The organism is Desulfosporosinus acidiphilus SJ4 (assembly GCF_000255115.2).
Lineage (GTDB): Bacteria > Bacillota > Desulfitobacteriia > Desulfitobacteriales > Desulfitobacteriaceae > Desulfosporosinus > Desulfosporosinus acidiphilus.
On record NC_018068.1, the window covers coordinates 3,677,163 to 3,701,875 of the forward strand.

Below are 24,713 nucleotides of genomic sequence, written 5' to 3' on the forward strand. Positions count from 1 at the left end.
GTCAGTATTTCGAAAGCATCTATGAAACTAGCCGCACAATAAATATAATTCATTATAGCGCGCAAATCGTTCACTGGCAAGCTCCTTCAACCTTTTCAAGATGATAGTACCATATTACATTTATTTAAATATTTGATTGAGGATGTTTGGCAATGCCAAATATCAGGAATATCCCAAATCTCAAACGCAATCAAACTCAAGAAAATCTATCTATTCTATATTAGGAATAATGTGAATCATTCTGGAGAACTATAGTTCTAGATTCTGTTTGAGAAAGGTGGTTAAACTATCATGGGAAAAACGAATGTAGTATGTTCCGCTACTGAATGCAGCCACAACGAAGAAGGTCATTGTCAATTGGAGACGCTAAGCGTTACTTCCAGTGTCATGGATCGTGAAGCAGAGTGTGCTTTTTACGAGCCAAGTGAAAAAGAAAGTTAGGTTTGATTTATAATTTGAAGGAATTATCCATTATAGACGTGTATTTAGTCATTACTCCTCAGGGAGTAATGACTCTGTTTTTTCGCCGGAGAAATAAGAATTTTAACATAGAATACTCACCGAAAAATAAAATATTCTTGTGAAGGGTGAATATTTTAATAATTGAGTTGCAGTGTGGAGATGCTACATGGAGAGCTAATAGCATAAAAAATAACTTCGCACCATCATCTCTGACGATAAGCGAAGTTACTATGTTCTTTATTTCATTACGATGTATATCTATACCATTGGGTCCATGGGTCTACCTGTTGCTGCCCTAAGTTCAAATTCCGGTAATATGTCTTCGTTACTTGGATCGATCCGTTTGACATTTTCCATAAGATCCTGCAAAAATTTAATTTCTTCTTTAGTAGCCTCTACTAACGGCAAGCGTACGCCCCCAACGTTAAGTCCTGACATATTTAAGAGGGCTTTGATGGGAACAGGGTTTGCGGTAATGAAGATCCCTTTAAATACCGGAAAGAGGTCGAGATGCCATTGGGTCGCTTGAGCAATATCACCTGCAAACCAGGCATCAACCATGGCTTTCATTTCGTCTCCGATCACATGGGCAGCTACGCTCACGATACCGCTGCAGCCTAACGCTAACATGGGCAAGGTCATCGAGTCATCGCCGCTATAAACTGCAAAATTAGCCGGCAGCATTCTTTTTAGTTCACTTACTTGGTCTAGGGAGCCCGCTGCTTCTTTTAAAGCAACGATGTTTGGTATTTCAGACAAACGTTTAACCGTTGCCGGCAGAAGATTCGCAGAGGTTCTTCCCGGCACGTTATATAACATTAAAGGCAGCGGCGCAGCTTCGGCAATCGCCTTAAAATGCTGATACATTCCCTCTTGAGAAGGCTTATTATAATAGGGTACAACTGCCATCAGGCCATCCAGACCGATAGCGGCGGCTCTACGAGCCAGGGATATACTTGATTTGGTAGAATTTGTGCCAATTCCGCCAATCACCGTTCCTTTGGATCCCACAGTCTCTTTGACGACTTTAAAAAGTTCTATTTTTTCCGTTTCCGTCACAGTCGGAGATTCTCCGGTTGTTCCGCAAACGACGATTCCATCAGAACCGTGGGTTATTAAATACTCTGCCAAGCGTTTCGCTTCCTGATAATCTACCTCCTGAGCTTCGTTGAAAGGAGTTACCATGGCTGTGAGTATTCTTCCAAAAGGCATTTTACTCATCCTTTCTCATTGACGTCAGTTCTCTCCTCATCCTAACAAACACCCAGCCTAAACTTCTGATGTAACGACTGGACCGCAGTAACCATGTCTTCCTTGTGAACTAAAACCCAAATAGTCGTGTGGGAATCTGCCGATTGCAAAATCGTTACACCGGCTTCGGAAAGTGCCTCCACCATATCTGCCATGACTCCGGGTACCCCGGCAATTCCTGCTCCAATTATGGATACTTTCGCACAGCTTGGGATAACTTCCGGCTCAAATCCCGTGTTTTTCAAAATTTTAACGCCCTTTGCGGCAACTTCATCAGAAACCGTAAATAATACTACTTCAGGCTGAACACTAATAAAATCCACACTTATATCAGCAAGAGCCATTGCTTTAAAAATCCGTTGAACTGTGAGGTGCAGATCCGGAGCATCCTTCGTCAAAACTCTGATTTGCGTGACATTGGGGGTATGAGCAATCCCAGTAATAATCCGGTCATTGGTTATATCCGTCCCAACTCCTCGATCAGGGTGCATATTCGTGACTAATGTCCCCGGTGCATCGGAAAACGTAGATTTTATCCTCAGGGGAATGTTGCGCTGCATCGCAATTTCCACGGCCCTAGGATGAATCACTTTGGCTCCTTGATATGCTAATTGGCAAATTTCATTATAAGTAACGGTATCAATAATTCGCGCATCTTCAACGATTCGTGGATCTGCCGTCATGATGCCATCGACGTCGGTGTAGATATCGATGGTTTCTGCTTCTAAGGCAACCCCCAAGGCCGATGCCGTGGTGTCGCTTCCTCCGCGCCCGAGAGTCGTTATCTGACCATCTTCTGTTATGCCCTGAAAACCGGTTACTACTACAACTTTACCCTCACTCAACTGTTCTAAAATAGCTCCCGGTTCGACTCGGACAATCCTGGCATCCCCATAATCATTGTTTGTAATAATCCCGGCTTGAGCTCCGGTAAAAAGTACCGCTTCAAAGCCCATACTATTCAAGGTGCTTACCAGCACAGTCCCGGAAATAACTTCACCGCAGCTCATTAATAAATCTAATTCCCGTTTCGGTAAATCCGAATAAATTCCTTTAACCATATTCAGAAAGGTATCCGTGGCATAGGGATCCCCGGATCGGCCTATCGCCGATACGACAACAACTGGTGAATACCCGCTGTGAACTGCTTCTGAAACTTTGGACACCACTTGCGACCTGCGCTCCGGTGTCGCTACAGAAGTCCCCCCGAACTTCTGAACCAATATCCGCAAACCAATCCCCTCTTTCGAGGTTCGATATTCGAACCTTACCCATCAAATTTTATGTTTCTCGTGCCTCGAATTATTACAGCAGCAGTTCCGCAATTTGCACTGCGTTAGTGGCCGCACCTTTACGAATTTGATCTCCCACAACCCACATATTAATCCCTTGAGCAATCGAAAAGTCTTTACGCAAACGGCCAACATAAACTTCGTCCGTATCTGCGCTGAACCACGGCATGGGGTAGCGATCATTGCTAGGATCATCATCGACGATAACGCCCGGCGCTTGACTTAAAGCCTCCCGAATTTCAGTGACGCTGACGAGTTTTTCAGTTTCGACATTAATTGATTCCGAATGACTGCGGAAGACCGGCACCCGCACGGTGGTAGCTGTAATTGCCATATTCGGGGCATGGAAAATCTTTTGTGTTTCTTTAACCATTTTCCACTCTTCTTTAGTGTAATCTCCTTCTTGGAATACATCAATGCGGGGAATAAGATTAAAGGCAATTTGGTAAGGGAAAACAGCGGGAGTCATTCCATCACCCTTCGACCAAGCTTTAACCTCTGCTTCCAATTCCTCAATACCCTCACGCCCTGCTCCGGAAACGGCCTGATATGTGGATACGACGACACGCCGTATACCGGCTATATCAAAAATTGGCTTTAGGGCTACAGCCATGATAATCGTGGAGCAATTAGGGTTTGCTATAATCCCTTTATGGCCTTTTACATCCTCTGGGTTTACCTCAGGGACAATCAGCGGAACCTCCGGATCAAGACGAAAAGCACTGCTGTTATCGATAACCACTGCTCCGCTTTTTACGGCAGAAGGTGCATATTCCGTACTTGCAGAACCGCCTGCGAAAAGTGCGATATCGATACCCTTGAAGCTCTCATGAGTTGTCTCCTGAACCTCTAGTTCACGCCCTTGCCAGGTCACCCGTTTTCCGGCAGATCGTTTCGTTGCCAATAGTCTCAGTTCTTCAACAGGAAAATGACGTTCGGCAAGAATTTTTAAGAATTCCTGCCCGACTGCACCGGTTGCACCAACAATTGCTACATTTGACATACAAATTTTCCTCCTTAGTAAGTAAAAGGCTTATCAGGGCGGTGCCTTGTCTTGAACAAGGCACCTGATACCTTTACTTAATATAATCATAATATTATCGATAATCCCACAGGACTGGCTGAATCTGTTTTCCTTCAAGTGCCATTAGTATGGTATCTGGAATTCTATCCATATGTGCTACTAATGAATTTGCTTTAATGGCAGGATTATCTTGACCAAAGGGTACGAGATAAACATTTTTGGTAATGAGCAGTGTTCCGATATTACGAGCGTTAAGTCCCAGTCCATCATTAGTTGATATAGCAAGTACTACTGGACTTTGATTGCGAAGGTGGGATTTAGCAGCCATGAGAGCAGGAGTATCCGTGATCCCGTTGGCTAGCTTTGCGAGAGTATTGCCCGTACATGGGGCTATTACCACACAATCAAACATTTTCTTAGGACCAATTGGCTCGGCTTCAGGGATCGTGTGAATAATATCCTTCTGCGTTATTTCCTTAAACTGGCCTTTCCAATCCTCGGCCTTGCCGAAGCGAGTGTCCATAGTATCTACAGAATAGGAGACAATTGGTGTCACGACCGCTCCTTCATCTGCTAAACGTTTCATGACCTTGACTACTTCATGCAACATACAATGTGATCCGGTAAGAGCAAAACCAATTTTTAACCCGTCAAACTGCATCCCTTCGCACCTCCACATTTAAGACTGAACATTGGCAATCGTGGTGGTCAAGTGACGAAGAATAAGTTGCGGATAAATTTGAGCGAGAATTCTGCCGGCAGATTTGGGTGCTACAATACCAGGGAGACCCGGAGCAAGGATTGCTTTGAGGCCCAATAATTGGGCAAATTCAAAATCAGTTCCGCCCGGAATAGAAGCCAAATCGACGATTACCACATCTCTTGCCACCTTTTCCAACATAACACGGTCTAAGATGAGATGAGGAACTGTGTTGAAAATAATCTCTGCACGCCCAATCTCTTCTTCTAGATCCGCAAAATGAACTGGTTTGAGTCCCATCTCTACAGCACGGGCTAAATCGGTTGGCTTACGGGCAACCCCACTGACGTTTGCGCCAATGCCCTGGAGCATTCTCGCTAAGGACCAGCCGGTTCGACCTAATCCCAGAACAAAACTTTCACTTCCGTGAATCGTTATGTTCGTGGCCTCCATGGCCATCTGAATAGCTCCTTCTGCTGAAGGGATAGAATTAAGGATAGCAAGTTCATCAAGGTATATCGTTTCCACTAACTGGATTCCCATGTTTTCTGCTGCTGATTTCAAAGCCGGACGCGCAAAGCCAATAATCAGCGGAACGCGTGTCGGAATAGCCTGAAGCACCTCTTTATTCAGCACGATTGGCGAAGCAGAGTATTTGGCTTTAACTGTCCCACGTTCATCGGTGCCGAACATTGGAAAAAGCAACACATCCACTTGACCAACCGCTTCGAGAAGGGATGATACAAGTGTCACTCCCGGGTTGGGTGAAGCCTTTTCAAATCCGACCCCGACTATGTAGGCCCCCTGTTTTTGAAGTTCGGGAATCAAAAACAGTTCCCGATCATCACCCCCAATTACCGCCACACGAATTCCTTTCAGACCCGCACTCATCTTTATGCCCCCTTTGAGACAGTGTCCCATTGACTACTATTCATTATATGAGGGAAGAAGAGCAGCGGTTACGCGTGATCATTACCTAATCGAGGAAATTCTCAAGGCCTACTACAAGTTCAGTTAAGTCAGCAGCTTTGCGTATGGCAAGCATTATCCCCGGCATATAGGTCTCTCTGGTATAGGCATCATGCCGGATTGTTAAAGCTTGTCCTAAACCTCCAAATAATACCTCTTGATGAGCAATTAATCCCGGCAAACGTACCGAATGAATATGAATTCCTCCTAGATCAGCACCACGTGCTCCTGGGATTTTCTCATATTCATTGGGGTGTCCCTGAACCATGGGAGGGCGCACTTCCGAGATCAGTTCGGCCGTTTTTATGGCTGTTCCTGAGGGGGCATCAAGCTTCTGATCATGATGCAGTTCAAGAATATCGACATGAGGGAAATATTTAGCTGCTTCTCTGGCAAATCTCATCATTAAAAGTGCTCCGATAGAAAAATTTGGTGCAATGAAAGCCCCCACACTTTCCTTTACTGCCAGAGTCCGTATCTCTTCTAATTCAGCTTCATCCAAGCCAGTAGTCCCAATGACTGGAACAACCCCGGCAAGAATTGCAGTTTTGGCATTCTTTAAGACCGATTGCGGATTTGTGAAATCCACTAAAACATCCGCTTGAAACGTACGTAGACTTTCTACGTCGAAAGGACCTGATATATCTAAGCCCATTCGCGGGAGGCCCACCACAAATCCAACGTCCATCCCTTGCTGACGTGTATCTGAAGCGCCTACCAAAATTAGATCATCTTCTTTGACAAGAGTTCGTATCACTTCCTGTCCCATCTTTCCACTTGCCCCAGCTACGAAAACACGGATTTTTTTCAATGGAAACCCCTCCTGCGATAATAAGGCAAAACCCCGTTGCTGAATGCAATCCGGGGTTAAAGCTTTTCCCTTCATTTTATTTGCTATGACCTTCTCTGTCAAATTGAATATTACCGTTTATTCTCAGACTTATCGTGTAAATCTATAATAATTACCTCTGAACCCACTTTTTTTATTGTTTGCCAGGGAATTACCATCTGATCCCGGTCTCGATCACCTCTGGAACTCCAAAAACCCGAAAATCCTCCCCGGGAGGCAATAATAATAGCTTCAATCTTACCATTTAAAGAGATATCAATGTCTGCATCACCAACGAGACCTAGTTTTGCTCCATCGTTCAAATTAATAATTTCTTTTCCGGCCAGATCACTTAACAGCATCTATTCACCCCCCGATTCTTTTCAGTTTCAGCCAAGCCTTTAAGCCAAATGGCTGTAGGATAGCCAAGATCAAAGAAAACACTGCTAAAGGTTCTACAAAAAAGTTTGAGTTGTTCCACCAATCCTCAGGAATCTTTAAAAACGAAAATAATAATTCAAGAGAAAGATAAATTCCACCGGCAGTACCTACTAATTGACTCAAAGCAGTTGCTAACTGATTTGAAGGCGGTTTCGACCGCCACATGATCATAAACCTGCGCTCGCGCACGGATATAATCACACCTGCCACCAATATCATAACCCCAAGGGCTTGCATCGTCATTCCCCCTCAAGGGGATTTTATGATTAAGCCTACCACCCTAGAACAAGAAAAGAGAAGGATCATTATTTTCCTCCTCCTTCCAGTTCCAGCATTAATAATCTCATCTAAGAATTTATCTCATCATACAAGAGAAATGAAAAACCCAACTTATAGAAAGTGGGGATAAATAGCAGAGGCGTTGTCACGCTACTGCTATAGTGCTGTGAGAACGCCTTTCTTTAATAATTAGGCATGCAACGTGGGAATGTGAAGGCAAGATTTCTTTGGCGGGATAGTCTCAAATACCCGTGGAGCCAAAACCACCTGTGCCGCGAACCGTTTCTCCAAGGTTTGATACCTCTTGCAAATGGGCCTGAAATACCGGCATAAAAACCATTTGAGCAATCCGATCTCCAGGGTTTATCGTCACCGGAACTGAGCCAAGATTTTGCAGCAGCACTTGAATTTCTCCTCGATAATCGGAGTCAATCACACCTACTCCATTGGTGAGCCCAATACCGGACCGACTGGCCAATCCGCTCCTGGCAAAAACTAAAGCAACCATATATTGGCTTGGCAGCTCAATGGCAATTCCCGTAGGGATCTTTACCTGGTCGCCGGGGTTTATAACGAACTTTTCTTCAAGGCAGGCACACAGGTCGACACCCGCTGAGGCCGGAGTTGCATAAGCCGGAAGCACTGCCTGAGAAGAAACTTTTTTTACCTTCACAGGGATTGAATTTGTTATTCCAACCTCCAACCTTAGTCACCCCAGCCTGTCTTCTTTAACAAATCGGCTAAAATAACTTCATGACCAGAAGGGCCTAGGGTCATAATACTAATCTTGTCTTTTTGCCAAAGACGGCCAATCACTCGTACGACATCCTCTTGAGTCACTTTTTCGAGCTTTTCCACTACTTCTTCCGGAGAAATTACTCGATTGTAGGTTAGTTCAGTCTTCCCTAAACGACTCATGCGACTGCTTACCGATTCCAATCCTAAGTAAAGCCCACCTTTAATTTGGGCCTTTGTTCGTTCAAGTTCCTCAGCAGTAATCCCGTTCTTTTGAATCGTCTTTATCTCCTCAAGAATACATTCAATAACCTCTTGAGTATTATTGGGACTTGTTCCGGCGTAGATGGCAAACAAGCCGGTATCTACATAGGTGGAGTGATACGAGTAAACAGAATAAGCAAGCCCGCGCTGTTCCCTGATTTCTTGGAATAAGCGGGAACTCAAGCCACCGCCTAAGACGTTATTGAAGATATGCATAGCATGAATATCCTCATCGTCCTGACCCAAACCGGGAACTCCAATAAGTATGTGCATCTGCTCCGTGTCTTTCGTCTGGTAACGTTCGACTTTCTTTCCAATGGGAGTCTCTTCGAGAATTCGTCGTCCACCTCGTCTAAAGGTCCCAAAATGAGCTGAAAGCTTTGCCACAATATCATCATGCTTAATTTTGCCTGCCACGGAAATAACCACATTATCCGGAGCATAATGCTCAGAAAGGAAGGTCAAAATCTTTTCCCGAGTTAAATCGCGGATACTCTCCTCCGTTCCTAAAATCGGTTTGCCTAAAGGATTATCATTCCAGACTTGTTCGGAAAAAATATCATGAATCAATTCATCCGGAGAATCCTCATACATTTTTATTTCTTCAATAACCACGTTTTTTTCTTTTTCAATTTCCTTTTCATCAAAGAGTGAGCTAAAAAACATATCACTCAAAACATCAATAGCCAGGTCCAGATCTTCATCGAGAATCTTGGCGTAGTAGCACGTATATTCTTTTGTGGTGAAGGCATTTAATTGACCGCCCACTGCTTCCAGCGACTCTGCCAAAGCACGGGCATTCCTATGTTCAGTGCCTTTAAAAAACATGTGCTCAATAAAATGAGATATACCCTCATATCCTGTCCGTTCATCTCTTGATCCCGCTCCGACCCAAATTCCAATGGCAGCTGATCTTACATGTTCAATTTCTTCCGTAATAATTCTAACTCCGTTTGGTAACACCATCTTTTGATACAATTAATTCACTCCCCTATTTCCCAAAGGAATAGAAACTTTACAACGAGTGATTCTTAGCTACATCACACTCACTCAGCAAAGGAACACTGCCTACTTTTTGTTTGCCCAGCCAGACTTCCCAGCGCCCCAGTCTCTCTCCTGCCTTTATTGGAAGATCTCCATTCTTTTCCCATACAATATGGGTTTGGAGTTTCGAATGTTCAACTTTAGGAATGCTAACTTCTACCGGAGTTTCCGTAAATACCTGAACAGGATCCTTGGACTTAGTAAATTCCCCAATAGCCTGTCCGGCATTCGCCAAACGTACAATTTCAGTATTGTTAAACCCCCACTCCAATAATTTCTTAGCATCCCCAAACCGGTCAGGAGCTTTGAGTACAACCACTAAGAGTTGGCGACCGTCTTTAGTCGCCGAAGCAACAAGGCATTTGCCCGCTGCCGTGGTAGTTCCGGTTTTGACACCATCTGCATAAGGATAGTTCCATAGCAGTTTATTGGTGTTACGTAAATCCATAATAACGTCAGGTTCCAGAAAATGAATCTCCGTTTCTTTTTGACGTGTAATTGAGGCGAATTGAGGTATAGATAAGCCATGACGAGCCATAAGGGCAAGGTCATAGGCCGTAGAATAATGATCTTTAAGGGGTAACCCGTTGGTATTTCCAAAATGGGTGTTTTGCGCTCCCAAGGCTAAGGCTTTCATATTCATGAAATGAACAAATTGTTGTTCACTTCCCGCAATATGCTCTGCAATCGCCACACAGGCATCATTTCCCGATTTAACTAAGGCTCCGGTAATGAGTTCATAAAGATTGATTTTCTCACCTGGGTCAAGATGCAATGTTGCTTCACCAACATTAGCAGCTTTTTGACTGACCGTAACCACTTCGTCCGAACTGCCAAGTTCCAACCCCAAAATCGCGGTCATTATCTTAGTCGTACTGGCGGGCGGTCGAGGTTTATTTTCCTGTTTTCCGAAAAGAACATCACCTGTCTTAACATCCATAAGAACAGCTGCATCTGCACTAATCTTGCCAGGACCTTGCTCTGGAACGGAAGATTCCGGGGGAACCGAAGGTTTTGCCGGAATCTTCCGTTTTAAGCGTGGTTGGGGACGGGACGTTTTAGTCGATTTTAACGATTTAACCGCTTGATTTGACTGAGCTGCATCCACAGGCTTTATCCCAAACCAAGTAAAACCTACGGTACAAAGAAGGACGCAGGCCCAAGCACGCGTCCACTTTCTACTGATCATCGAACCACCTCAACTTTTAAGTTCATCGTGAGGTAGTATTTCCGATCTGATCAAATGTTATTAGTGCATCGAGTGTTTGAAACGCAAATCCATCACGCGTCAACTGACTTAAGATGATTGGTAAGGCCTTCACAGTATTCAATTTTGGATGGATCAGGACTATAGCCCCATTTTTTTTCGGTCTGATGCCGAACCTCACAGCAGGATTAACAATACGTTGGACAATAACTTCCGGGGTACTGTCTTCCCGCCAATCCACCGTATCTAACGTCCACAAAATTGTCTGGTAACCTAATAAATCTGCAGCTCGTAAGCCTGAAGCCCCCTTTTCCCCATAAGGCGGTGCATAGAAGTGGGTCCTTTTGCCAATAATCCCCTGAATAATGCTTTCTGTTTTCTTGATCTCTTCCTGATTTGCTCCAACGGATAGATTATCTGGATGGGGATGTGAATACCCATGATTTTCAATTTCATGTCCTCGACTCGCTATCCGTTTTAACAATTCGGGATTTTTCTTAGCCCATCGGCCTGTCACAAAGAACGTCGCCTTAGCGTTTTCTTTATCTAAAACGTCTAAAATTGCCGGAATAAACTCTTCGCCCCAATCAACATTGATGGTCAGGGCAATGACTTTCTCTTCGGTACTGATCTGCTCCACAGGTTTGGAACTGCGAACACCGGTAAGCACCATCTTGTGTTCCAGCAATATACCAACGAATAATAGAAAGAAAATCCCGCCTAACGAGAGAATTCGTCGCGAGATTTTTAAGTTAATGAACATTAGCTTCCCCCCTTCCCTAAATTTATGCTTGGGGGGGAACTTACAGACTGGTCATTGAAAAAATATTAACGTTATTTCGCGGGATTTACGGGAGGCTCTTTTCTAGTGCTGGCCATGGCCTCTTTACGGGAAAGATTTAAGCGTCCCTGTTTATCAATGGCCGTAGCTTTCACCGTAATTTCATCCCCAACCTTGACGACATCTTCAACTTTTTCCACCCGTTCCGAAGAGAGCTGAGAAATATGCACCAGACCTTCTTTACCGCTTAAACCTAGGACTCCGGGAATAACCTCAACAAAAGCTCCGAAATCCATGACCCGGGTAACCTTCCCTTTGTAGATTTTACCGACTTCAACGTCTTGAGTTAAAGATTCAATAATTTTTAAAGCTTGTTCGCCGCCTTCTCCTTCAAGGGAAGAGATAAAGACGCGGCCGTCATCTTCAATATCAATTTTAACACCCGTCTCATCGATGATCTTCTTGATGGTTTTTCCTCCTGGTCCAATGACATCGCGTATTTTATCAGGATGAATTGATGTCGTAATAATTCTCGGAGCATAGACTGAGAGCTGCGGGCGAGGTTTATCTAAAACAGCCAGCATTTTATCAAGGATAAAAAGACGACCTGCTTTGGCCTGTTTCAAACCCTGAGCTAGGACTTCACGGGAAACTCCTTTGATCTTTATATCCATTTGCAAGGCAGTAACTCCCTTAGTCGTTCCTGCAACTTTGAAATCCATATCTCCAAAATGATCTTCTAAGCCCTGGATATCCGTGAGAATTGCGAAATTATCCCCTTCTTTAATGAGTCCCATGGCTACCCCGGCTACCGGTGCAGTAATAGGTACGCCTGCATCCATCAGCGAGAGAGTACTACCGCAAACTGAGGCCATAGAACTGGAGCCGTTGGATTCTAATACTTCCGATACCAGGCGAATCGTATAGGGAAATTCATTTTCATCCGGCAAGACAGGAACAAGAGCTCTTTCCGCAAGAGCGCCATGGCCAATCTCTCTGCGGCCGGGTCCTCGCATAGGCCGTATTTCTCCCACACTGTAGGGCGGGAAATTATAGTGATGTATGTAACGTTTTGAGCGTTCGAGGCCTAATCCGTCCAAGATTTGTTCATCGCCGGCAGCTCCGAGGGTGGCAACCGTCAACACTTGAGTTTGACCTCGTGTAAAAAGTCCTGACCCATGAGTACGGGGTAAAAGACCCACTTCTATGCTGAGCGGCCGCACTTCGTCAACTGCACGCCCATCGGGTCGGATATGTTCATCAGTAATTAAGCGGCGAACGATTAAATGCACCATGTCCTCTAAAATGGTTCCGACCGTCTTCATATCATCCGGAAACTCAGCCTCAAAATAATTCAAGGCATCAGCTTTAACGGCATCGATGGCATTTTCCCGAGCCTTTTTCTCTTCCACCCGCACCGCTGCATCTAATTTATTATAAGCATAGGCTTTAACCGCTTCAACCATCGCGTCAGGGATTTTTTCAAAGTGCACTTCAATTTTTTCTTTTGCTAATCCCAAAGCCAGAGCTTCTTCACGATAATCAGCTATAAACTTGGCAATCGTTTTGATTTCTTGATGACCGAACATGATCGCTTCCAGCATTAAATCTTCAGCGACTTCTTGAGCACCTGCTTCAACCATCATAACCGCTTCTTGGGTTCCTGCTACCGTCAGGTGCATCTGACTCTTGCCGCTCTGTTCAATTGTAGGGTTAATAATAAATTCCCCATCCACGAGTCCGACAGTAACCGCTGCGATAGGTCCCTCAAAAGGAACATTTGAGACAGCCAGGGCCGCTGATGCGGCATTAATCGCTGTGATATCCGTGGCACAGTCTTGATCGACGGACATAACTGTTGCTACCACTTGAACATCATTTCGAAACCCTTCCGGAAATAATGGACGAATAGGACGATCTATTAAACGGGCTGATAATGTAGCCTTTTCACTGGCTCTGCCTTCACGCTTAATGAATCCACCCGGAATTTTCCCAGCAGCATACATCCGCTCTTCAAACTCTACCGTCAAGGGAAAAAAGTCAATACCTTCCCTGGGCGCTGAACTGCAGGTAGCAAAAGCAGAAACCACCGTATCTCCATAACGAAGAAAAATTGCGCCCCCCGCCTGTTTACCGATTTTTCCGGTTTGGAAAGTCATCGTTCGCCCACCGACGGAGATTGACTTTTCAAATACTTCCTGTTTCACAATGGAACCTCCTTAAAACTTTCAATCCTTTTTAACTTGTTTCCTCTTCGACATATTATTAGTATTTCCTGCAATTTGCAAAAAAAACTCTTCATATTGGAATATCTCTTAATTATTCGCTAATTCAAGGGCACTCTTTAATATAATAACGTTAAAAAGAAGTGGATCATTAGATCCACTTCTGTTCGTGATACCATTATTATCTTCTCAGACCGAGTGAGGTAATAATATTACGATAACGCTCAAAGTCAACTTTCTTAAGGTAGTTTAAGAGCGAACGTCTGGAACCTACCATCTTAAAGAGGCCACGACGTGAATGATGGTCTTTTTTATGAGTCTTAAAATGTTCTGTCAAATAGGCAATCCGCTCTGTGAGGAGGGCGATTTGTACTTCCGGTGAGCCTGTATCGCCTTCGTGTTGAGCATACTTAAGTATAATCTCTTGTTTTCTCTCAGGTGTCATCATGTTAGTTTCCTCCAATATTTAATATTCCCTGCTGCCCAGCTCATCGTCGGAGATTCGTATAAGCCGAGTCAGTGGTTCCACAGTCTTTAAGTATACATGGTTCTATGGCTTTTGTAAAGTTCATATAGTATTAGGGCAATTACTTTAGGATACGGGCTTAAAGACACTCTTTAAGCAGACTCTCCGCTTTCATTTTATCGGTCTTTAATTGAAGCAATAGTTCGTTAATACCATTGAATTTACGTTCGTCACGCAAACGTTCCTTAATGTGAACTGTTAATTCGCGGCCATATAAGTCTCCGTCGTAATCAAAGTAATTAACTTCAACACTTATACCATACATATCATGAAATGTCGGCTTCATACCAATGTTCATCATGCCCGATACACAACGGTCATCAATTGTTGACCAAACGGCATAGACGCCTCGCTTGGGAATTAGTAAATCCTCAGCAGGAAGAATGTTTGCTGTTGGAAAACCTAATAATCGTCCTCGTTCTTCCCCATGAATCACAGTTCCGCTTAAACTAGGTGATCGCCCCAGTAAAGAAAATGCCAAAGGGATATCTCCCTGGAGCAGAGCTTTGCGAATACTGCTCGAAGAAATAACCCTTCCCTCAAGCATCTGGGCTTGGAGAACGCTGACACCAAATCCATGTTTTTTACCCAATAACTGAATTAATTCCGGAGTTCCCTTACCTTGAGCACCAAAGGAATAATTAAATCCCACCACCACACGAACAGCTCCCAGAGGAATGAGAATCTTCTCAACGAAGTCCTCCGGAGAAGTATCCGCCATCTCGCGGGTAAAGGGAATAAGAAATACAGTATCTACCCCAATCTTCTCAAAATAATTTAAACGTTCTTGATTGGTTGTAAGCAGCTGAATTCCTCGCTCGGGATGCAAAACTTTTAAGGGATGCGGCTCAAAGAGCAAAACGCTAAGGTCTACCCCTAATTCTTCGGCTTGTCTCAATCCATGTTCAAGCAAGCGACGATGTCCAAGGTGTACTCCATCAAAGTTTCCTAATGCCAACACGCATGGTTCATTATTTATTGGCATACTTGTTCGAACTTGCACGGATTTCTGACCTCCTAAATCATCCAATAACTTTATAAGGGACGAGAGAATTCTCACGCCACATTCCGATGCCGATCAGCATATCCCCCTCAAGCACTTGAACCTGAGAATCTGAAACAGGACTTGACGTTCGAACCAACTCTCTCTTAGTTGATAACCCATTGCGAAAAGCCTTAGCTCGGGCGGTTGTTAAATATACCTTCGGAAGATCGATGCCGGTTGTTAGAGGCAGTAAAAAGGGAAACGAATCCTTTTGAACAACTTCCTCTATCTCCTCAAGAGTCCAGCTGCTTAGAATTTCAAAGGGTCCCGAACGAACTCGCAGCAAAAAGGACATATACGCCCCACAGCCTAAAGCCTCACCTAAGTCATGACATAACGTTCGAATATAAGTCCCTTTGGAACATTCAATATGCAGTAAGGCCCTCGGAAATTCTTCATCATACCATTTCTTCAGCTCAATCTTGGATATTGTGACTTCACGCGCCTCACGCTCGACAGAAAATCCCTGCCGGGCATATTCATATAAGTGCCTGCCTTCTTTGCGTACCGCCGAATACATAGGGGGAATTTGTGAAACGTTCCCGGCAAATTTCCTTAAGGCTTCCTCAACTTCAGTTCGCTGCAATTGAGGCTTTTGTTCAAAGATTCTTTGCCCGAAAGAATCTTGGGTGTCGGTGGCAATCCCAAAGGTAACCTCGGCTAGATAGGTTTTCCCTTGCCCAGTAATATATTCAGCAAGTCGAGTTCCTTTTCCTACACAAATTGGCAAGACTCCTACAACTCCGGGATCCAGAGTACCGGTATGGCCAATTTTTTTGGTCTTAAGAGTTTTACGCAGCCAGCCCACAACATCAGCAGAAGTCATACCCGGTGGTTTGAGGACGTTAATGAGCCCGTCCAACAATTAACCCCTCCTCTATGGCTCTGATAACCTGTTTCTTGGCCTCGGTTAGTGAAACCTTCATGGTACATCCCGCAGCCCGCTTATGCCCCCCACCGCCAAATTGTGCGGCAACCTTGTTGACATCAAACCACAAGTTCGAGCGAAAACCGCCCTTGATCTCTTGGGGGCCCACTTCTTTGAGCAGAACAGCAGCTTCAACCCCTTGAATGCTTCGAGCATGATTAACCAGTCCCTCACTATGTTCCTGAACAGCTCCGCTTTGCCGAAAGTCCTCGAGGGTTAAGGTCATTACCGCCAACTGACCATCAGCATAAAGCTCCAAAGTATTTAAGGCAGCTTGCAGAAGCTTAACTTGAGCAAGAGGTTTTTGGTCGAAAAGGTGGTGATGGATCATTGTTAGATCTAAGCCCGTCTCAATAAGTTCTGCTGTCAAGCGATGAGTATTGGCTGTCGTATTACTGTATTGAAAACATCCCGAATCAGTTACAATGCCGGTATAGAGATTCGTCGCTATATCTTTGTCCATGAGTACACCTAATTGTTTGATCAGGGTCAGACAAACTTCGGCGCAGGCGCTGGCCTTGTCATCAACCCAATTAAACTTGCCGAATCTCTGATTGGAAATATGATGATCAATATTTACAACAATACTGTCCCCTAAATTACCGGGGGTTAAAGTCACACGTTTTAAGTCTGTACAGTCCGTAAAGACTAAAACTTCCGGCAAAGGATTCGGCAGTAATTGCTGAATACGATCAGAACCCGGCAAAAAGGTCAAAGCTTCAGGAACACGATCCGGATTAAAAAAGGCAACCTTCTTGCCCATTGTTTCCAAGGCAAGCCCCAGGGCCAACATAGATCCCAGGCAGTCTCCATCCGGCGAGACATGGGAGAAAAGCGCCACCGACGGCGCTTTTCTCAGAACTTCTATAATTTCTTTCGTTAATGAATGCTCAGTCATGTGTTTCATCCTTGTCTATATCATCCGCAGCGCCAACATCACGCAATAACTTGGCAATATGGGCACCATGTTGAATCGAAGGATCGTTGACGAAAACAATAGCAGGTACATGCCGCAAACGAATACGTTTCCCAATCTCACTCCTAAAAAAGCCGGCAGCTCTGTTAAGAATATCTAAAGACACTTTTCCATCCTCTTCACTGCCCATAACACTGACATAAACTTTAGCATGGGCTAAGTCATTAGCTACGTCCACACTCGTCACGGTTACAAAACCGATACGAGGGTCTTTTAGCTCAACTAAAATTAATTGGGAAATTTCTTCCTTAAGGGTTTCTGCCAAGCGGTTCGGTCGATGTTTTGCCATAGGTATCCCTCCTGGGATTACTATAATGTTCGTTTTTCTTCTTCTAAAGTGAATGCTTCAATGATGTCTCCTTCTTTGAGGTCATTGTATTTTTCAATACCAATGCCGCATTCGAAACTCTCCAGGACCTCTTTGACATCATCTTTAAAACGTCTCAGTGATTCCATTTCTCCTTCATGGATCACAATACTATCCCTGATAACTCGAACTTTTGCCGAGCGAAGAATTTTTCCTTCTGTTACCAAACATCCGGCAACCGTCCCTGCCTTAGGAACTTTGAAGACTTGACGGACTTCGGCACGTCCCAAGACAACTTCTTTAAAGGTTGGATCTAAAAGACCGGTCATAGCCGCCTTAACATCTTCAATGGCATCGTAGATGACTCGGTAGAAGCGCAAATCAACGCCCTCAAGGTCTGCTGTGGCCTTCATATTGGAATCTGCGCGGACATTAAAGCCAATAATAATGGCATTGGAGGCAGACGCCAACATAATATCATTTTCATTGATGGCACCGACACCGCCATGAATAGGGTTGACGCGAACTTCATCCGTTGAAAGCCTTACCAAGGATTGTCTAAGAGCTTCTACAGAACCCTGAACGTCTGCCTTAATGATAATATTGAGCTCTTTGATTTCTCCTTCTTTAATCTTATCAAAAAGATCCTCTAAGCTTACCTTGCCAACAGTACGCTTTGATTCTTCGACTTTTCGTACTGCCGTTCGTGCAGACGTAATTTGCCGAGCTAACTTTTCATCAGCAACCACCGAGAAAGGTTCACCGGCTTCCGGTACTTCTGACAGACCTTGTATTTCGACAGGCATTGCCGGACCTGCTTTCTTAACACGCCGTCCCTTGTCATCCAACATGGCTCGAATCTTGCCAAAGGCGCAGCCAGCAACAGCTACATCTCCAACATTAAGTGTTCCCTTAGAGACAAGTACCGTCGCGATAGGTCCCTTTCCTTTATCTAACTCTGCTTCAATAACGGTTCCCGCTGCAGGCCGATTAGGATTCGCTTTTAGTTCACGAACTTCAGCTACAAGCAGTATCATTTCCAGAAGCTGTTCAATATTGACCTTAGACTTTGCCGAGACGGGAACGGCAATAGTGTCTCCGCCCCATTCTTCAACGACTAACCCATACTCAGTTAATTCTTGTTTAACTCGCTCTGGTGTAGCATTTTCTTTATCAATTTTGTTGATAGCAACAATAATTGGAACTTCAGCAGCCTTAGCATGATTAATAGCCTCAACGGTCTGAGGCATAACGCCGTCATCAGCGGCCACTACAAGTACGGCAATATCCGTCACCTGGGCACCACGTGCTCTCATGGCAGTAAACGCTTCGTGTCCGGGAGTATCTAAAAAGGTGATCTTTTGACCTTTAATTTCCACTTGATAGGCACCAATATGCTGGGTAATTCCTCCAGCTTCCGAAGAGGTAACATTCGTGGTGCGAATAGCATCCAAGAGCGAAGTTTTTCCATGGTCAACATGCCCCATAACCGTTACTACCGGCGGACGGAAAGCAAGATCTTTCGGATCATCTTCAATTTCTTCGATCACAGCCAAAGACTTTTCTGCCTTTATTTCAACCGTAACACCCATTTCATTGGCCAGGATTGTGGCTGTTTCTGAATCAAGTTCTTGATTAATCGTAGCCATGACTCCTAGATTCATGAGATGCTTGATGAGTTCTCCGGCCTTACGGCTCATTTTAAGGGCCAAATCTTGGACAGAGATTGATTCCTGAATAACAATGTGTTTCGGAGATGTGTCTTTAACTTCTTTCTTCGGTTGTTTTTGAAAACGCTTATGAGGAGCTCGCAGAGCATTCTCCCGTTCCTTTTCCATTTCACGTTTTCGTTCATAAGCCTTATCTTGGGCTTTCTTTGTGGCTGGAGTTTGTCGTTTTACTTGCTCGGCAATTGCCGGAGCCTGCGGTACTCCCGCACCGGCACGTGCTGGTGATGGGCGGGACCCCTGGGATTGTCCCTGATATCCGGGACGCGGTCCTTGGGATTGACCCTGGTAACCCGGACGCGGTCCTTGAGATTGACCCTGGTAACCCGGACGCGGTCCTTGAGATTGACCCTGGTAACCCGGACGCGGTCCTTGAGACTGGCCTTGATAACCCGGACGCGGTCCTTGGGATTGACCCTGGTAACCCGGACGCGGTCCTTGGGATTGACCCTGGTAACCCGGACGTGGGCCTTGGGACTGGCCTTGATAGCCCGGACGTGGGCCTTGAGACTGGCCTTGGTAGCCTGGGCGCGGACCTTGAGACTGGCCTTGGTAGCCGGGACGCGGTCCTTGAGACTGGCCTTGATAGCCTGGACGCGGGCCTTGGGGCTGTCCTTGATAGCCTGGGCGCGGTCCTTGAGACTGGCCTTGATAGCCCGGACGCGGGCCTTGGGGCTGTCCTTGATAGCCTGGACGCGGACCTTGGGACTGTCCTTGATAACCGGGACGCGGACCTGATGGTTGTCCCTGATAACCCGGACGCGGGCCTTGAGCACCCGTACGGGCTCCTTGAGATGGTCCCGGCGTGTTAGGTCGAGGACCTTGATTAGTTTGAGCACTCGGACGAGAACCTTGCGGCTGTCCTTGAGAAACCGAACGTGGAGTTGATGTCCTTCCATCTGTACCCACTCTAGAGCCCTGGGGGCGTCCTTCTGTTCCATGACGAGTTTCCGGTGTCCGTCCTTCTTGAACGGTCTCCGATGAGTTTTGCTTTATATCCTCAGAATTTTTGCGTTCAGAATGATCCAAATTTATCTCCTTTCCTTTCATTTGACCCCTTAAACGATCGGCGTCTTTTTCATCGACCGTACTTAAATGATTTTTTACATCGGTTCCCAAAGCTAAAAGTCTTGAAATTATTTCTTTGCTGCTAAAATTTAATTCCTTTGCCAATTCATGAACACGAATACTCATTTAACCACCCCCACATATTCGGCTCCCCCATTACGCTCCAAGCATCAGCTCCTTGCTAGTAAAATAGCTTTTGCAAACCCTTGATCTAATATAAGAACTGCTGAACGCGGCGAAAGTCCTATAGAATAACCCAATTCGTGCTTAGTTCCGGTAATAACCACCGGAAGTTTCAAATCTGTTGCCCAATGTTCAAATTTTTTCTGAGCCCCCGGAGCATCTTCGGCCAGGATTAGGCAATAACCCATCCTTTTTTTTAATAAAGCCTCGACTTGAGCCTCTCCGGAAGCAACTTTCCCTGCTCGCCGTGCGAGCCCAATTAACGATTGGATTCGTGAATTCACGGAGAAATCTTCCCTTCTAAATCTGCAAACACTTTAGGATCAACATCCACTTCAAAGGCTCTCCTGAATCGATGCTCTTTAACCGCAGTCCTAAAGCAAGTTATATCAGAGCAAATGTATGCCCCACGTCCATTCCTTTTTCCTGTTGTATCGAGTTCAACAGATCCTTCCGGAGTCCTTACGATTCTCAGAAGCTCTTTTTTGGGCTTCATTTGTTGACACCCTAAACACATCCGCATGGGAACTTTCCGTGTTTTCATACCTTCACCCTTTCTCTTTTCATTTTTTCTCCGTATGATTGATAGTTTCATCTAAATCTTCTTCAGATTCCCAATCCAAGACATCATTCATTTCTTGATCAGACAACTGATCCTTGGTTTCCTCGTCATATTCGCTGAGCTCAGAGTGACCATCCTCAACATATTCCTGTTCTTCATAGTCCTGATATTTATCTGCATCTGCAAATTCATCATATTCCAGATACTCTTCATATTCACCGTAGTCTTCAAAATTTTCGTAGCCTTCTCCTGTATCCTCGGATACAAGATTTAAGGCACTTGCCTGGGATTCACTTTTTATATCAATCTTCCAACCCGTTAATTTAGCAGCTAATCGTGCATTTTGCCCCTCTTTGCCGATGGCCAGGGATAACTGGTAGTCTGGAACAACCACCACAGCAACTTTCTCATTGGTTCTTGGATAAACTCCTACGACCTTGGCTGGAGAAAGCGCGTTAGCAACAAATTCGTGGGGATCAGTAGAGAAATTAACGATATCTATTTTCTCCCCTTTTAATTCTGTCACGATGGTCTGAACTCTCGTTCCTTTAGGCCCTACACAAGCGCCTACTGGATCTACATTAGTATCCCTTGAATATACTGCGATTTTGGAGCGCGCGCCTGCCTCACGAGAAACGCCTTTTATTTCAACAACTCCATCGTGAATCTCCGGCACTTCCAATTCGAATAAACGTTTGATCAAGCCCGGATGGGTCCGCGACAGCATGATTTGGGGACCTTTTGTAGTTTTCTTTACTTCCACTACATATGTTTTTATCCGCTCAAAGGATTGATAAACTTCACCCGGAATTTGTTCCTGAGCAGGCAGGACTGCCTCAACTTTACCCAAGTCAACGATGACATTCTTTTGTTCGTATCTCTGCACAACCCCAGTGACAATGTCACCTTCTCGATTAACATACTCGTCATAAATCATCCCTCGTTCAGCTTCTCTGATACGCTGGACAACAACTTGTTTCGCTGTTTGAGCAGCAATTCGCCCAAAATCCCGTGGAGTTACTTCGTATTCAACGATATCTTCGAGCTGATAGCTGGGATTAAGTTTCTGGGCCTCTTCCAAACTGACTTGAGTTCGCGAATCTTCAACATCTTCAACTATGGTCTTACGAGCAAAAACCTTAAACTCCCCGGTTAAGCGGTCAATAACAACTCTCACATTTTGTAAAGATCCGAAATTCTTTTTATAAGCAGAAATAAGTGCTGCCTCTATGGCTTCGAATAAAATCTCAGCAGAAATTCCCCGCCCTTTTTCCAATTCATGAAGAGCCTCGATGAAGTCCATATTCATTTTTCCATGTTCCTCCTTATTCTATTGTCCCTAACCTATTTTAAAAATCTAATGCTAGGTGAGTATTTTTCGCCAAGGCACGCGGAATTGAAACTCGATTATCCTCATGTTCCAAGACAATTTCATCGTTGATTAAACCGACGAGGTGTCCGGTAAACTCATTGTATCCTTGAAAAAGCGATGTTGTATGAACAGTAACCAACTTTCCCTGAAAGCGGACGAAATCCTCGTCCTTCTTGAGCGGACGTTCTAGACCTGGTGAAGATATTTCTAACATATAGGCCTGGGGAATTGGGTTTTTTTCATCAAGCAAGTCGCTCACGGCGTGACTCATCTCAGCACAATCATCCATGTCCACGCCGCCTTCTTTATCAATAAAGAGACGCAAATACCAATGTGCACCTTCTTTTACGTACTCAACGTCGACTAATTCAAGTTCTTTTTCTTTAGTATATGGCTCAACTAGCAAAGCAATTTGTTGTTCCAATGTTTGATTCATGTAAAGCGCCCCTTTAATAATTAAAAATAAAAGTTCTAAGTATATTCTAACGAAGATGTTCGCAAGTTATACTTTGCCATACGAGCTTATCGCCACACTGCGACTGATTACGCAAACTCCTGCAGTGTGGATCTGCCGATCTCTGAAGGCTAACAAGTACGATGCCGTGTCTTCGTGGATGATAGCCAAGTTTCTCTTTTTAAAGGAACAAACGAAGGAGCGGGCTACTACCCACTCCTTTCCAACAATCACTACAAATTCCTTATATTAATATAGCATATACCTACAACATGTGCAACCTAAGAACCAGGGACTTTTCATGGCCTCAGAATGCCAGGGCTTTTTCGACAATGTCTTTAACCTGCTGGGCCGCCTCCGCGACAGAGACTAAGCGGGTATCCCCGGCTTTTCGTTCTTTAAGCTCAACTTGTCCATTGGCCAGTGTCTTACTCCCAATGGTAATCCGCAAGGGATATCCAACTAAATCGGCATCTTTGAACTTAACACCGGCCCGTTCATCACGGTCATCCAGTATAACTTCTATCCCCAAGTTTTGAAGTTCCTGGTAGAGTCTTTCAGTTGCTTCCACCACTTCTGAATCCTTCGTGCTTACCGGGACAAGAATACAATGGTAAGGGGCAATGGGAATAGGCCAGATGATCCCCATCTCATCATAGTTCTGCTCAATAGCTGCCGCCATAGTCCGACTCACACCTACTCCATAACATCCCATGACACAAGGCTTTTCAGCACCGTTTTCGTCTGAAAATGTCGCCCCCAGAGCTTTACTGTACTTAGTGCCAAGCTTGAATACCTGACCAACCTCAATACCGCGAGCCTCTTTTAGAGGAGTCCCGCACTTGGGGCAAGCCTCACCCGGAATGATGGTCCGCAAATCGTGAACCTGATTGAGGCGAATTCCTGTTTTCGGTTGGATACCCACAATATGATAGTCCTCTTTATTGGCGCCGCACACAGCATGTTCCATTAAGGGGATCTCTTGATCAGCAATGACCGGCAAATTTTCCGGTAGCTCAACAGGCCCGACAGAACCTGGCGGACATCCTAATAATTTCTGGACAACTTCAGGCGAAGCAAGTTGAAGGGAAAGGAAACCGCCTAACGCATTATTTAATTTAATTTCATTTAATTCACGGTCTCCGCGCACAAGGACGAGGAAAACCTTATCGTCCCCTTGATAGAGAAGGGATTTAATAAAAGCGGTCTTTGGTAATTTCAGAAAATCAGCGGCCTCTTCAATTGTTTTAACCTTGGGAGTATGCACAAGTTGCTGTTCAGCCTCTGCCATTGCATCGTTAACAACTTGAGGCTTACACTCAGCTTTTTCCACATTGGCAGCATAATCACAATCAGGGCAATAAACCACAGAGTTTTCGCCCGAATCGGCCAAAACCATAAATTCATGGGTGCCGCCGGTCCCACCGATTGCGCCGGCATCTGCCTCTACCGGTCGATAAGCTAAACCACAGCGAGAGAAAATCCGGCAATAAGCGTCGTACATTTTCTGATAGCTGACATCGAGACCCGCTTCATCGCGGTCAAAGGAATACAAGTCTTTCATGATGAATTCCCGTCCCCGCATCAAACCAAAGCGCGGCCGCCGTTCATCCCGGTATTTATTCTGAATCTGATAAAGCAACAGGGGAAGTTGTTTATAGGAACGTACTTCTCCACGGATTAAGTCTGTGATGATTTCTTCATGGGTTGGTCCCAGACAGAATTCTCTTTGATGCCGATCTTTCAGGCGAAACATTTCTTCGCCGTAGACGTCCCAGCGTCCGCTTTCTTGCCACAATTCCGCGGGCTGCATGATTGGCATCAAAACTTCTTGCCCGCCTTTAACATCCATTTCCTGACGAACAATAGCTTCGATCTTTTTTAAGATCCTTAAGCCAAGTGGTAAATACGTATAAACTCCCGCTGCGGACTTGCGAATCAAACCTGACCGAAGCATAAGTTGGTGACTGATAACTTCCGCTTCAGCAGGTACCTCACGCAATGTAGGATTCAATAACTGACTAACGCGCATTATACCCATTCCTTTCTTAATGTAACAAAT

Annotated in this window: 25 protein-coding genes; 1 reads left to right on the plus strand and 24 read right to left on the minus strand. The window is 44.9% G+C overall.

The annotated features are described in order from the left end of the window. Positions 1 to 291: 291 nt before the first annotated feature. Positions 292 to 441, plus strand: coding sequence for a DUF1540 domain-containing protein (locus DESACI_RS23790; RefSeq protein ID WP_014828394.1), 150 nt, complete (start codon positions 292 to 294; stop codon positions 439 to 441). Between the two features lie 279 nt (positions 442 to 720). Here the strand turns inward: DESACI_RS23790 and dapA are convergent, their stop codons facing one another. From dapA to DESACI_RS16920, 24 genes are all read right to left on the minus strand, one after another. Then, entirely contained in the window at positions 721 to 1,674 is a 954-nt protein-coding gene (gene dapA, locus DESACI_RS16805; protein ID WP_014828395.1) for a 4-hydroxy-tetrahydrodipicolinate synthase, read from the minus strand. 41 nt (positions 1,675 to 1,715) lie between these two features. Next, positions 1,716 to 2,945 (minus strand): aspartate kinase, encoded by a 1,230-nt coding sequence (gene dapG, locus DESACI_RS16810; RefSeq protein ID WP_014828396.1) that lies wholly within the window; start codon positions 2,943 to 2,945, stop codon positions 1,716 to 1,718. 73 nt (positions 2,946 to 3,018) lie between these two features. Then, the gene (locus DESACI_RS16815; protein ID WP_014828397.1) at positions 3,019 to 4,008 is read right to left on the minus strand and encodes an aspartate-semialdehyde dehydrogenase; all 990 of its coding nucleotides are present in this window, start codon (positions 4,006 to 4,008) and stop codon (positions 3,019 to 3,021) included. Between the two features lie 94 nt (positions 4,009 to 4,102). Next, positions 4,103 to 4,690 carry a dipicolinate synthase subunit B gene (locus DESACI_RS16820; RefSeq protein ID WP_014828398.1) on the minus strand — a complete coding sequence of 196 codons (588 nt, stop codon included), beginning with the start codon at positions 4,688 to 4,690 and terminating at the stop codon, positions 4,103 to 4,105. Positions 4,691 to 4,708: 18 nt separating this feature from the next. Then, positions 4,709 to 5,620 carry a dipicolinate synthase subunit DpsA gene (dpsA, locus tag DESACI_RS16825; protein WP_014828399.1) on the minus strand — a complete coding sequence of 304 codons (912 nt, stop codon included), beginning with the start codon at positions 5,618 to 5,620 and terminating at the stop codon, positions 4,709 to 4,711. An 85-nt stretch (positions 5,621 to 5,705) separates the two neighbouring features. Then, on the minus strand, positions 5,706 to 6,509 hold the full coding sequence (gene dapB, locus DESACI_RS16830) for a 4-hydroxy-tetrahydrodipicolinate reductase (protein WP_041276587.1): 804 nt from the start codon (positions 6,507 to 6,509) through the stop codon (positions 5,706 to 5,708). Positions 6,510 to 6,619: 110 nt separating this feature from the next. Beyond that, positions 6,620 to 6,889 carry a YlmC/YmxH family sporulation protein gene (locus DESACI_RS16835; protein ID WP_014828401.1) on the minus strand — a complete coding sequence of 90 codons (270 nt, stop codon included), beginning with the start codon at positions 6,887 to 6,889 and terminating at the stop codon, positions 6,620 to 6,622. A 4-nt stretch (positions 6,890 to 6,893) separates the two neighbouring features. Beyond that, a complete protein-coding gene (locus DESACI_RS16840; RefSeq protein WP_014828402.1) occupies positions 6,894 to 7,205 on the minus strand; it encodes a membrane protein in 312 nt (103 codons plus the stop codon). Positions 7,206 to 7,488: 283 nt separating this feature from the next. After that, complete coding sequence (dut, locus tag DESACI_RS16845) at positions 7,489 to 7,938, minus strand: dUTP diphosphatase (RefSeq protein WP_041276588.1); 450 nt, start codon at positions 7,936 to 7,938, stop codon at positions 7,489 to 7,491. Between the two features lie 14 nt (positions 7,939 to 7,952). Next, complete coding sequence (locus DESACI_RS16850) at positions 7,953 to 9,224, minus strand: M16 family metallopeptidase (protein WP_014828404.1); 1,272 nt, start codon at positions 9,222 to 9,224, stop codon at positions 7,953 to 7,955. A gap of 37 nt (positions 9,225 to 9,261) precedes the next feature. Then, positions 9,262 to 10,479 (minus strand): D-alanyl-D-alanine carboxypeptidase family protein, encoded by a 1,218-nt coding sequence (locus DESACI_RS16855; protein WP_014828405.1) that lies wholly within the window; start codon positions 10,477 to 10,479, stop codon positions 9,262 to 9,264. A gap of 22 nt (positions 10,480 to 10,501) precedes the next feature. Further along, positions 10,502 to 11,260, minus strand: coding sequence for a polysaccharide deacetylase family protein (locus DESACI_RS16860; protein WP_014828406.1), 759 nt, complete (start codon positions 11,258 to 11,260; stop codon positions 10,502 to 10,504). Positions 11,261 to 11,331: 71 nt separating this feature from the next. Further along, a complete protein-coding gene (locus DESACI_RS16865) occupies positions 11,332 to 13,485 on the minus strand; it encodes a polyribonucleotide nucleotidyltransferase (RefSeq protein ID WP_014828407.1) in 2,154 nt (717 codons plus the stop codon). A 199-nt stretch (positions 13,486 to 13,684) separates the two neighbouring features. Then, on the minus strand, positions 13,685 to 13,951 hold the full coding sequence (rpsO, locus tag DESACI_RS16870) for a 30S ribosomal protein S15 (protein ID WP_014828408.1): 267 nt from the start codon (positions 13,949 to 13,951) through the stop codon (positions 13,685 to 13,687). Between the two features lie 157 nt (positions 13,952 to 14,108). After that, the gene (locus tag DESACI_RS16875) at positions 14,109 to 15,032 is read right to left on the minus strand and encodes a bifunctional riboflavin kinase/FAD synthetase (RefSeq protein ID WP_014828409.1); all 924 of its coding nucleotides are present in this window, start codon (positions 15,030 to 15,032) and stop codon (positions 14,109 to 14,111) included. A 19-nt stretch (positions 15,033 to 15,051) separates the two neighbouring features. Continuing rightward, a complete protein-coding gene (gene truB / locus DESACI_RS16880) occupies positions 15,052 to 15,936 on the minus strand; it encodes a tRNA pseudouridine(55) synthase TruB (RefSeq protein WP_014828410.1) in 885 nt (294 codons plus the stop codon). Further along, positions 15,920 to 16,900 carry a DHH family phosphoesterase gene (locus DESACI_RS16885; protein ID WP_014828411.1) on the minus strand — a complete coding sequence of 327 codons (981 nt, stop codon included), beginning with the start codon at positions 16,898 to 16,900 and terminating at the stop codon, positions 15,920 to 15,922. Before DESACI_RS16885 ends, truB begins: the two co-directional genes overlap by 17 nt. After that, positions 16,893 to 17,267: a 30S ribosome-binding factor RbfA gene (gene rbfA, locus DESACI_RS16890; RefSeq protein ID WP_014828412.1), complete on the minus strand. Its 375-nt coding sequence runs from the start codon at positions 17,265 to 17,267 to the stop codon at positions 16,893 to 16,895. The genes DESACI_RS16885 and rbfA overlap by 8 nt, the downstream gene beginning before the upstream one ends. A gap of 20 nt (positions 17,268 to 17,287) precedes the next feature. Then, complete coding sequence (infB, locus tag DESACI_RS16895) at positions 17,288 to 20,206, minus strand: translation initiation factor IF-2 (protein ID WP_014828413.1); 2,919 nt, start codon at positions 20,204 to 20,206, stop codon at positions 17,288 to 17,290. Between the two features lie 44 nt (positions 20,207 to 20,250). Further along, positions 20,251 to 20,547, minus strand: a complete 297-nt coding sequence (locus tag DESACI_RS16900) for a L7Ae/L30e/S12e/Gadd45 family ribosomal protein (RefSeq protein ID WP_014828414.1) — start codon at positions 20,545 to 20,547, stop codon at positions 20,251 to 20,253. Next, on the minus strand, positions 20,544 to 20,807 hold the full coding sequence (gene rnpM / locus DESACI_RS16905; protein WP_014828415.1) for an RNase P modulator RnpM: 264 nt from the start codon (positions 20,805 to 20,807) through the stop codon (positions 20,544 to 20,546). Before rnpM ends, DESACI_RS16900 begins: the two co-directional genes overlap by 4 nt. Before the next feature lie 19 nt (positions 20,808 to 20,826). After that, positions 20,827 to 22,134 carry a transcription termination factor NusA gene (gene nusA / locus DESACI_RS16910; protein ID WP_014828416.1) on the minus strand — a complete coding sequence of 436 codons (1,308 nt, stop codon included), beginning with the start codon at positions 22,132 to 22,134 and terminating at the stop codon, positions 20,827 to 20,829. A gap of 40 nt (positions 22,135 to 22,174) precedes the next feature. Next, the gene (locus tag DESACI_RS16915) at positions 22,175 to 22,633 is read right to left on the minus strand and encodes a ribosome maturation factor RimP (protein WP_014828417.1); all 459 of its coding nucleotides are present in this window, start codon (positions 22,631 to 22,633) and stop codon (positions 22,175 to 22,177) included. Positions 22,634 to 22,958: 325 nt separating this feature from the next. Continuing rightward, entirely contained in the window at positions 22,959 to 24,683 is a 1,725-nt protein-coding gene (locus DESACI_RS16920) for a proline--tRNA ligase (RefSeq protein WP_014828418.1), read from the minus strand. Positions 24,684 to 24,713: the final 30 nt, after the last annotated feature.

What these genes read in the sequence shown, in the direction of transcription:
- DESACI_RS16855 (WP_014828405.1), bottom strand. Translation starts at nt 10,479, where the DNA reads ATGATCAGTAGAAAGTGGACGCGTGCTTGGGCCTGCGTCCTTCTTTGT.
- DESACI_RS23790 (WP_014828394.1), top strand. Translation starts at nt 292, where the DNA reads ATGGGAAAAACGAATGTAGTATGTTCCGCTACTGAATGCAGCCACAAC.
- DESACI_RS16860 (WP_014828406.1), bottom strand. Translation starts at nt 11,260, where the DNA reads ATGTTCATTAACTTAAAAATCTCGCGACGAATTCTCTCGTTAGGCGGG.
- dapA (WP_014828395.1), bottom strand. Translation starts at nt 1,674, where the DNA reads ATGCCTTTTGGAAGAATACTCACAGCCATGGTAACTCCTTTCAACGAA.
- infB (WP_014828413.1), bottom strand. Translation starts at nt 20,206, where the DNA reads ATGAGTATTCGTGTTCATGAATTGGCAAAGGAATTAAATTTTAGCAGC.
- rpsO (WP_014828408.1), bottom strand. Translation starts at nt 13,951, where the DNA reads ATGATGACACCTGAGAGAAAACAAGAGATTATACTTAAGTATGCTCAA.
- rnpM (WP_014828415.1), bottom strand. Translation starts at nt 20,807, where the DNA reads ATGAAAACACGGAAAGTTCCCATGCGGATGTGTTTAGGGTGTCAACAA.
- DESACI_RS16885 (WP_014828411.1), bottom strand. Translation starts at nt 16,900, where the DNA reads ATGACTGAGCATTCATTAACGAAAGAAATTATAGAAGTTCTGAGAAAA.
- rbfA (WP_014828412.1), bottom strand. Translation starts at nt 17,267, where the DNA reads ATGGCAAAACATCGACCGAACCGCTTGGCAGAAACCCTTAAGGAAGAA.
- DESACI_RS16835 (WP_014828401.1), bottom strand. Translation starts at nt 6,889, where the DNA reads ATGCTGTTAAGTGATCTGGCCGGAAAAGAAATTATTAATTTGAACGAT.
- DESACI_RS16915 (WP_014828417.1), bottom strand. Translation starts at nt 22,633, where the DNA reads ATGAATCAAACATTGGAACAACAAATTGCTTTGCTAGTTGAGCCATAT.
- dpsA (WP_014828399.1), bottom strand. Translation starts at nt 5,620, where the DNA reads ATGAGTGCGGGTCTGAAAGGAATTCGTGTGGCGGTAATTGGGGGTGAT.
- DESACI_RS16840 (WP_014828402.1), bottom strand. Translation starts at nt 7,205, where the DNA reads ATGCAAGCCCTTGGGGTTATGATATTGGTGGCAGGTGTGATTATATCC.
- DESACI_RS16920 (WP_014828418.1), bottom strand. Translation starts at nt 24,683, where the DNA reads ATGCGCGTTAGTCAGTTATTGAATCCTACATTGCGTGAGGTACCTGCT.
- DESACI_RS16820 (WP_014828398.1), bottom strand. Translation starts at nt 4,690, where the DNA reads ATGCAGTTTGACGGGTTAAAAATTGGTTTTGCTCTTACCGGATCACAT.
- DESACI_RS16815 (WP_014828397.1), bottom strand. Translation starts at nt 4,008, where the DNA reads ATGTCAAATGTAGCAATTGTTGGTGCAACCGGTGCAGTCGGGCAGGAA.
- nusA (WP_014828416.1), bottom strand. Translation starts at nt 22,134, where the DNA reads ATGAATATGGACTTCATCGAGGCTCTTCATGAATTGGAAAAAGGGCGG.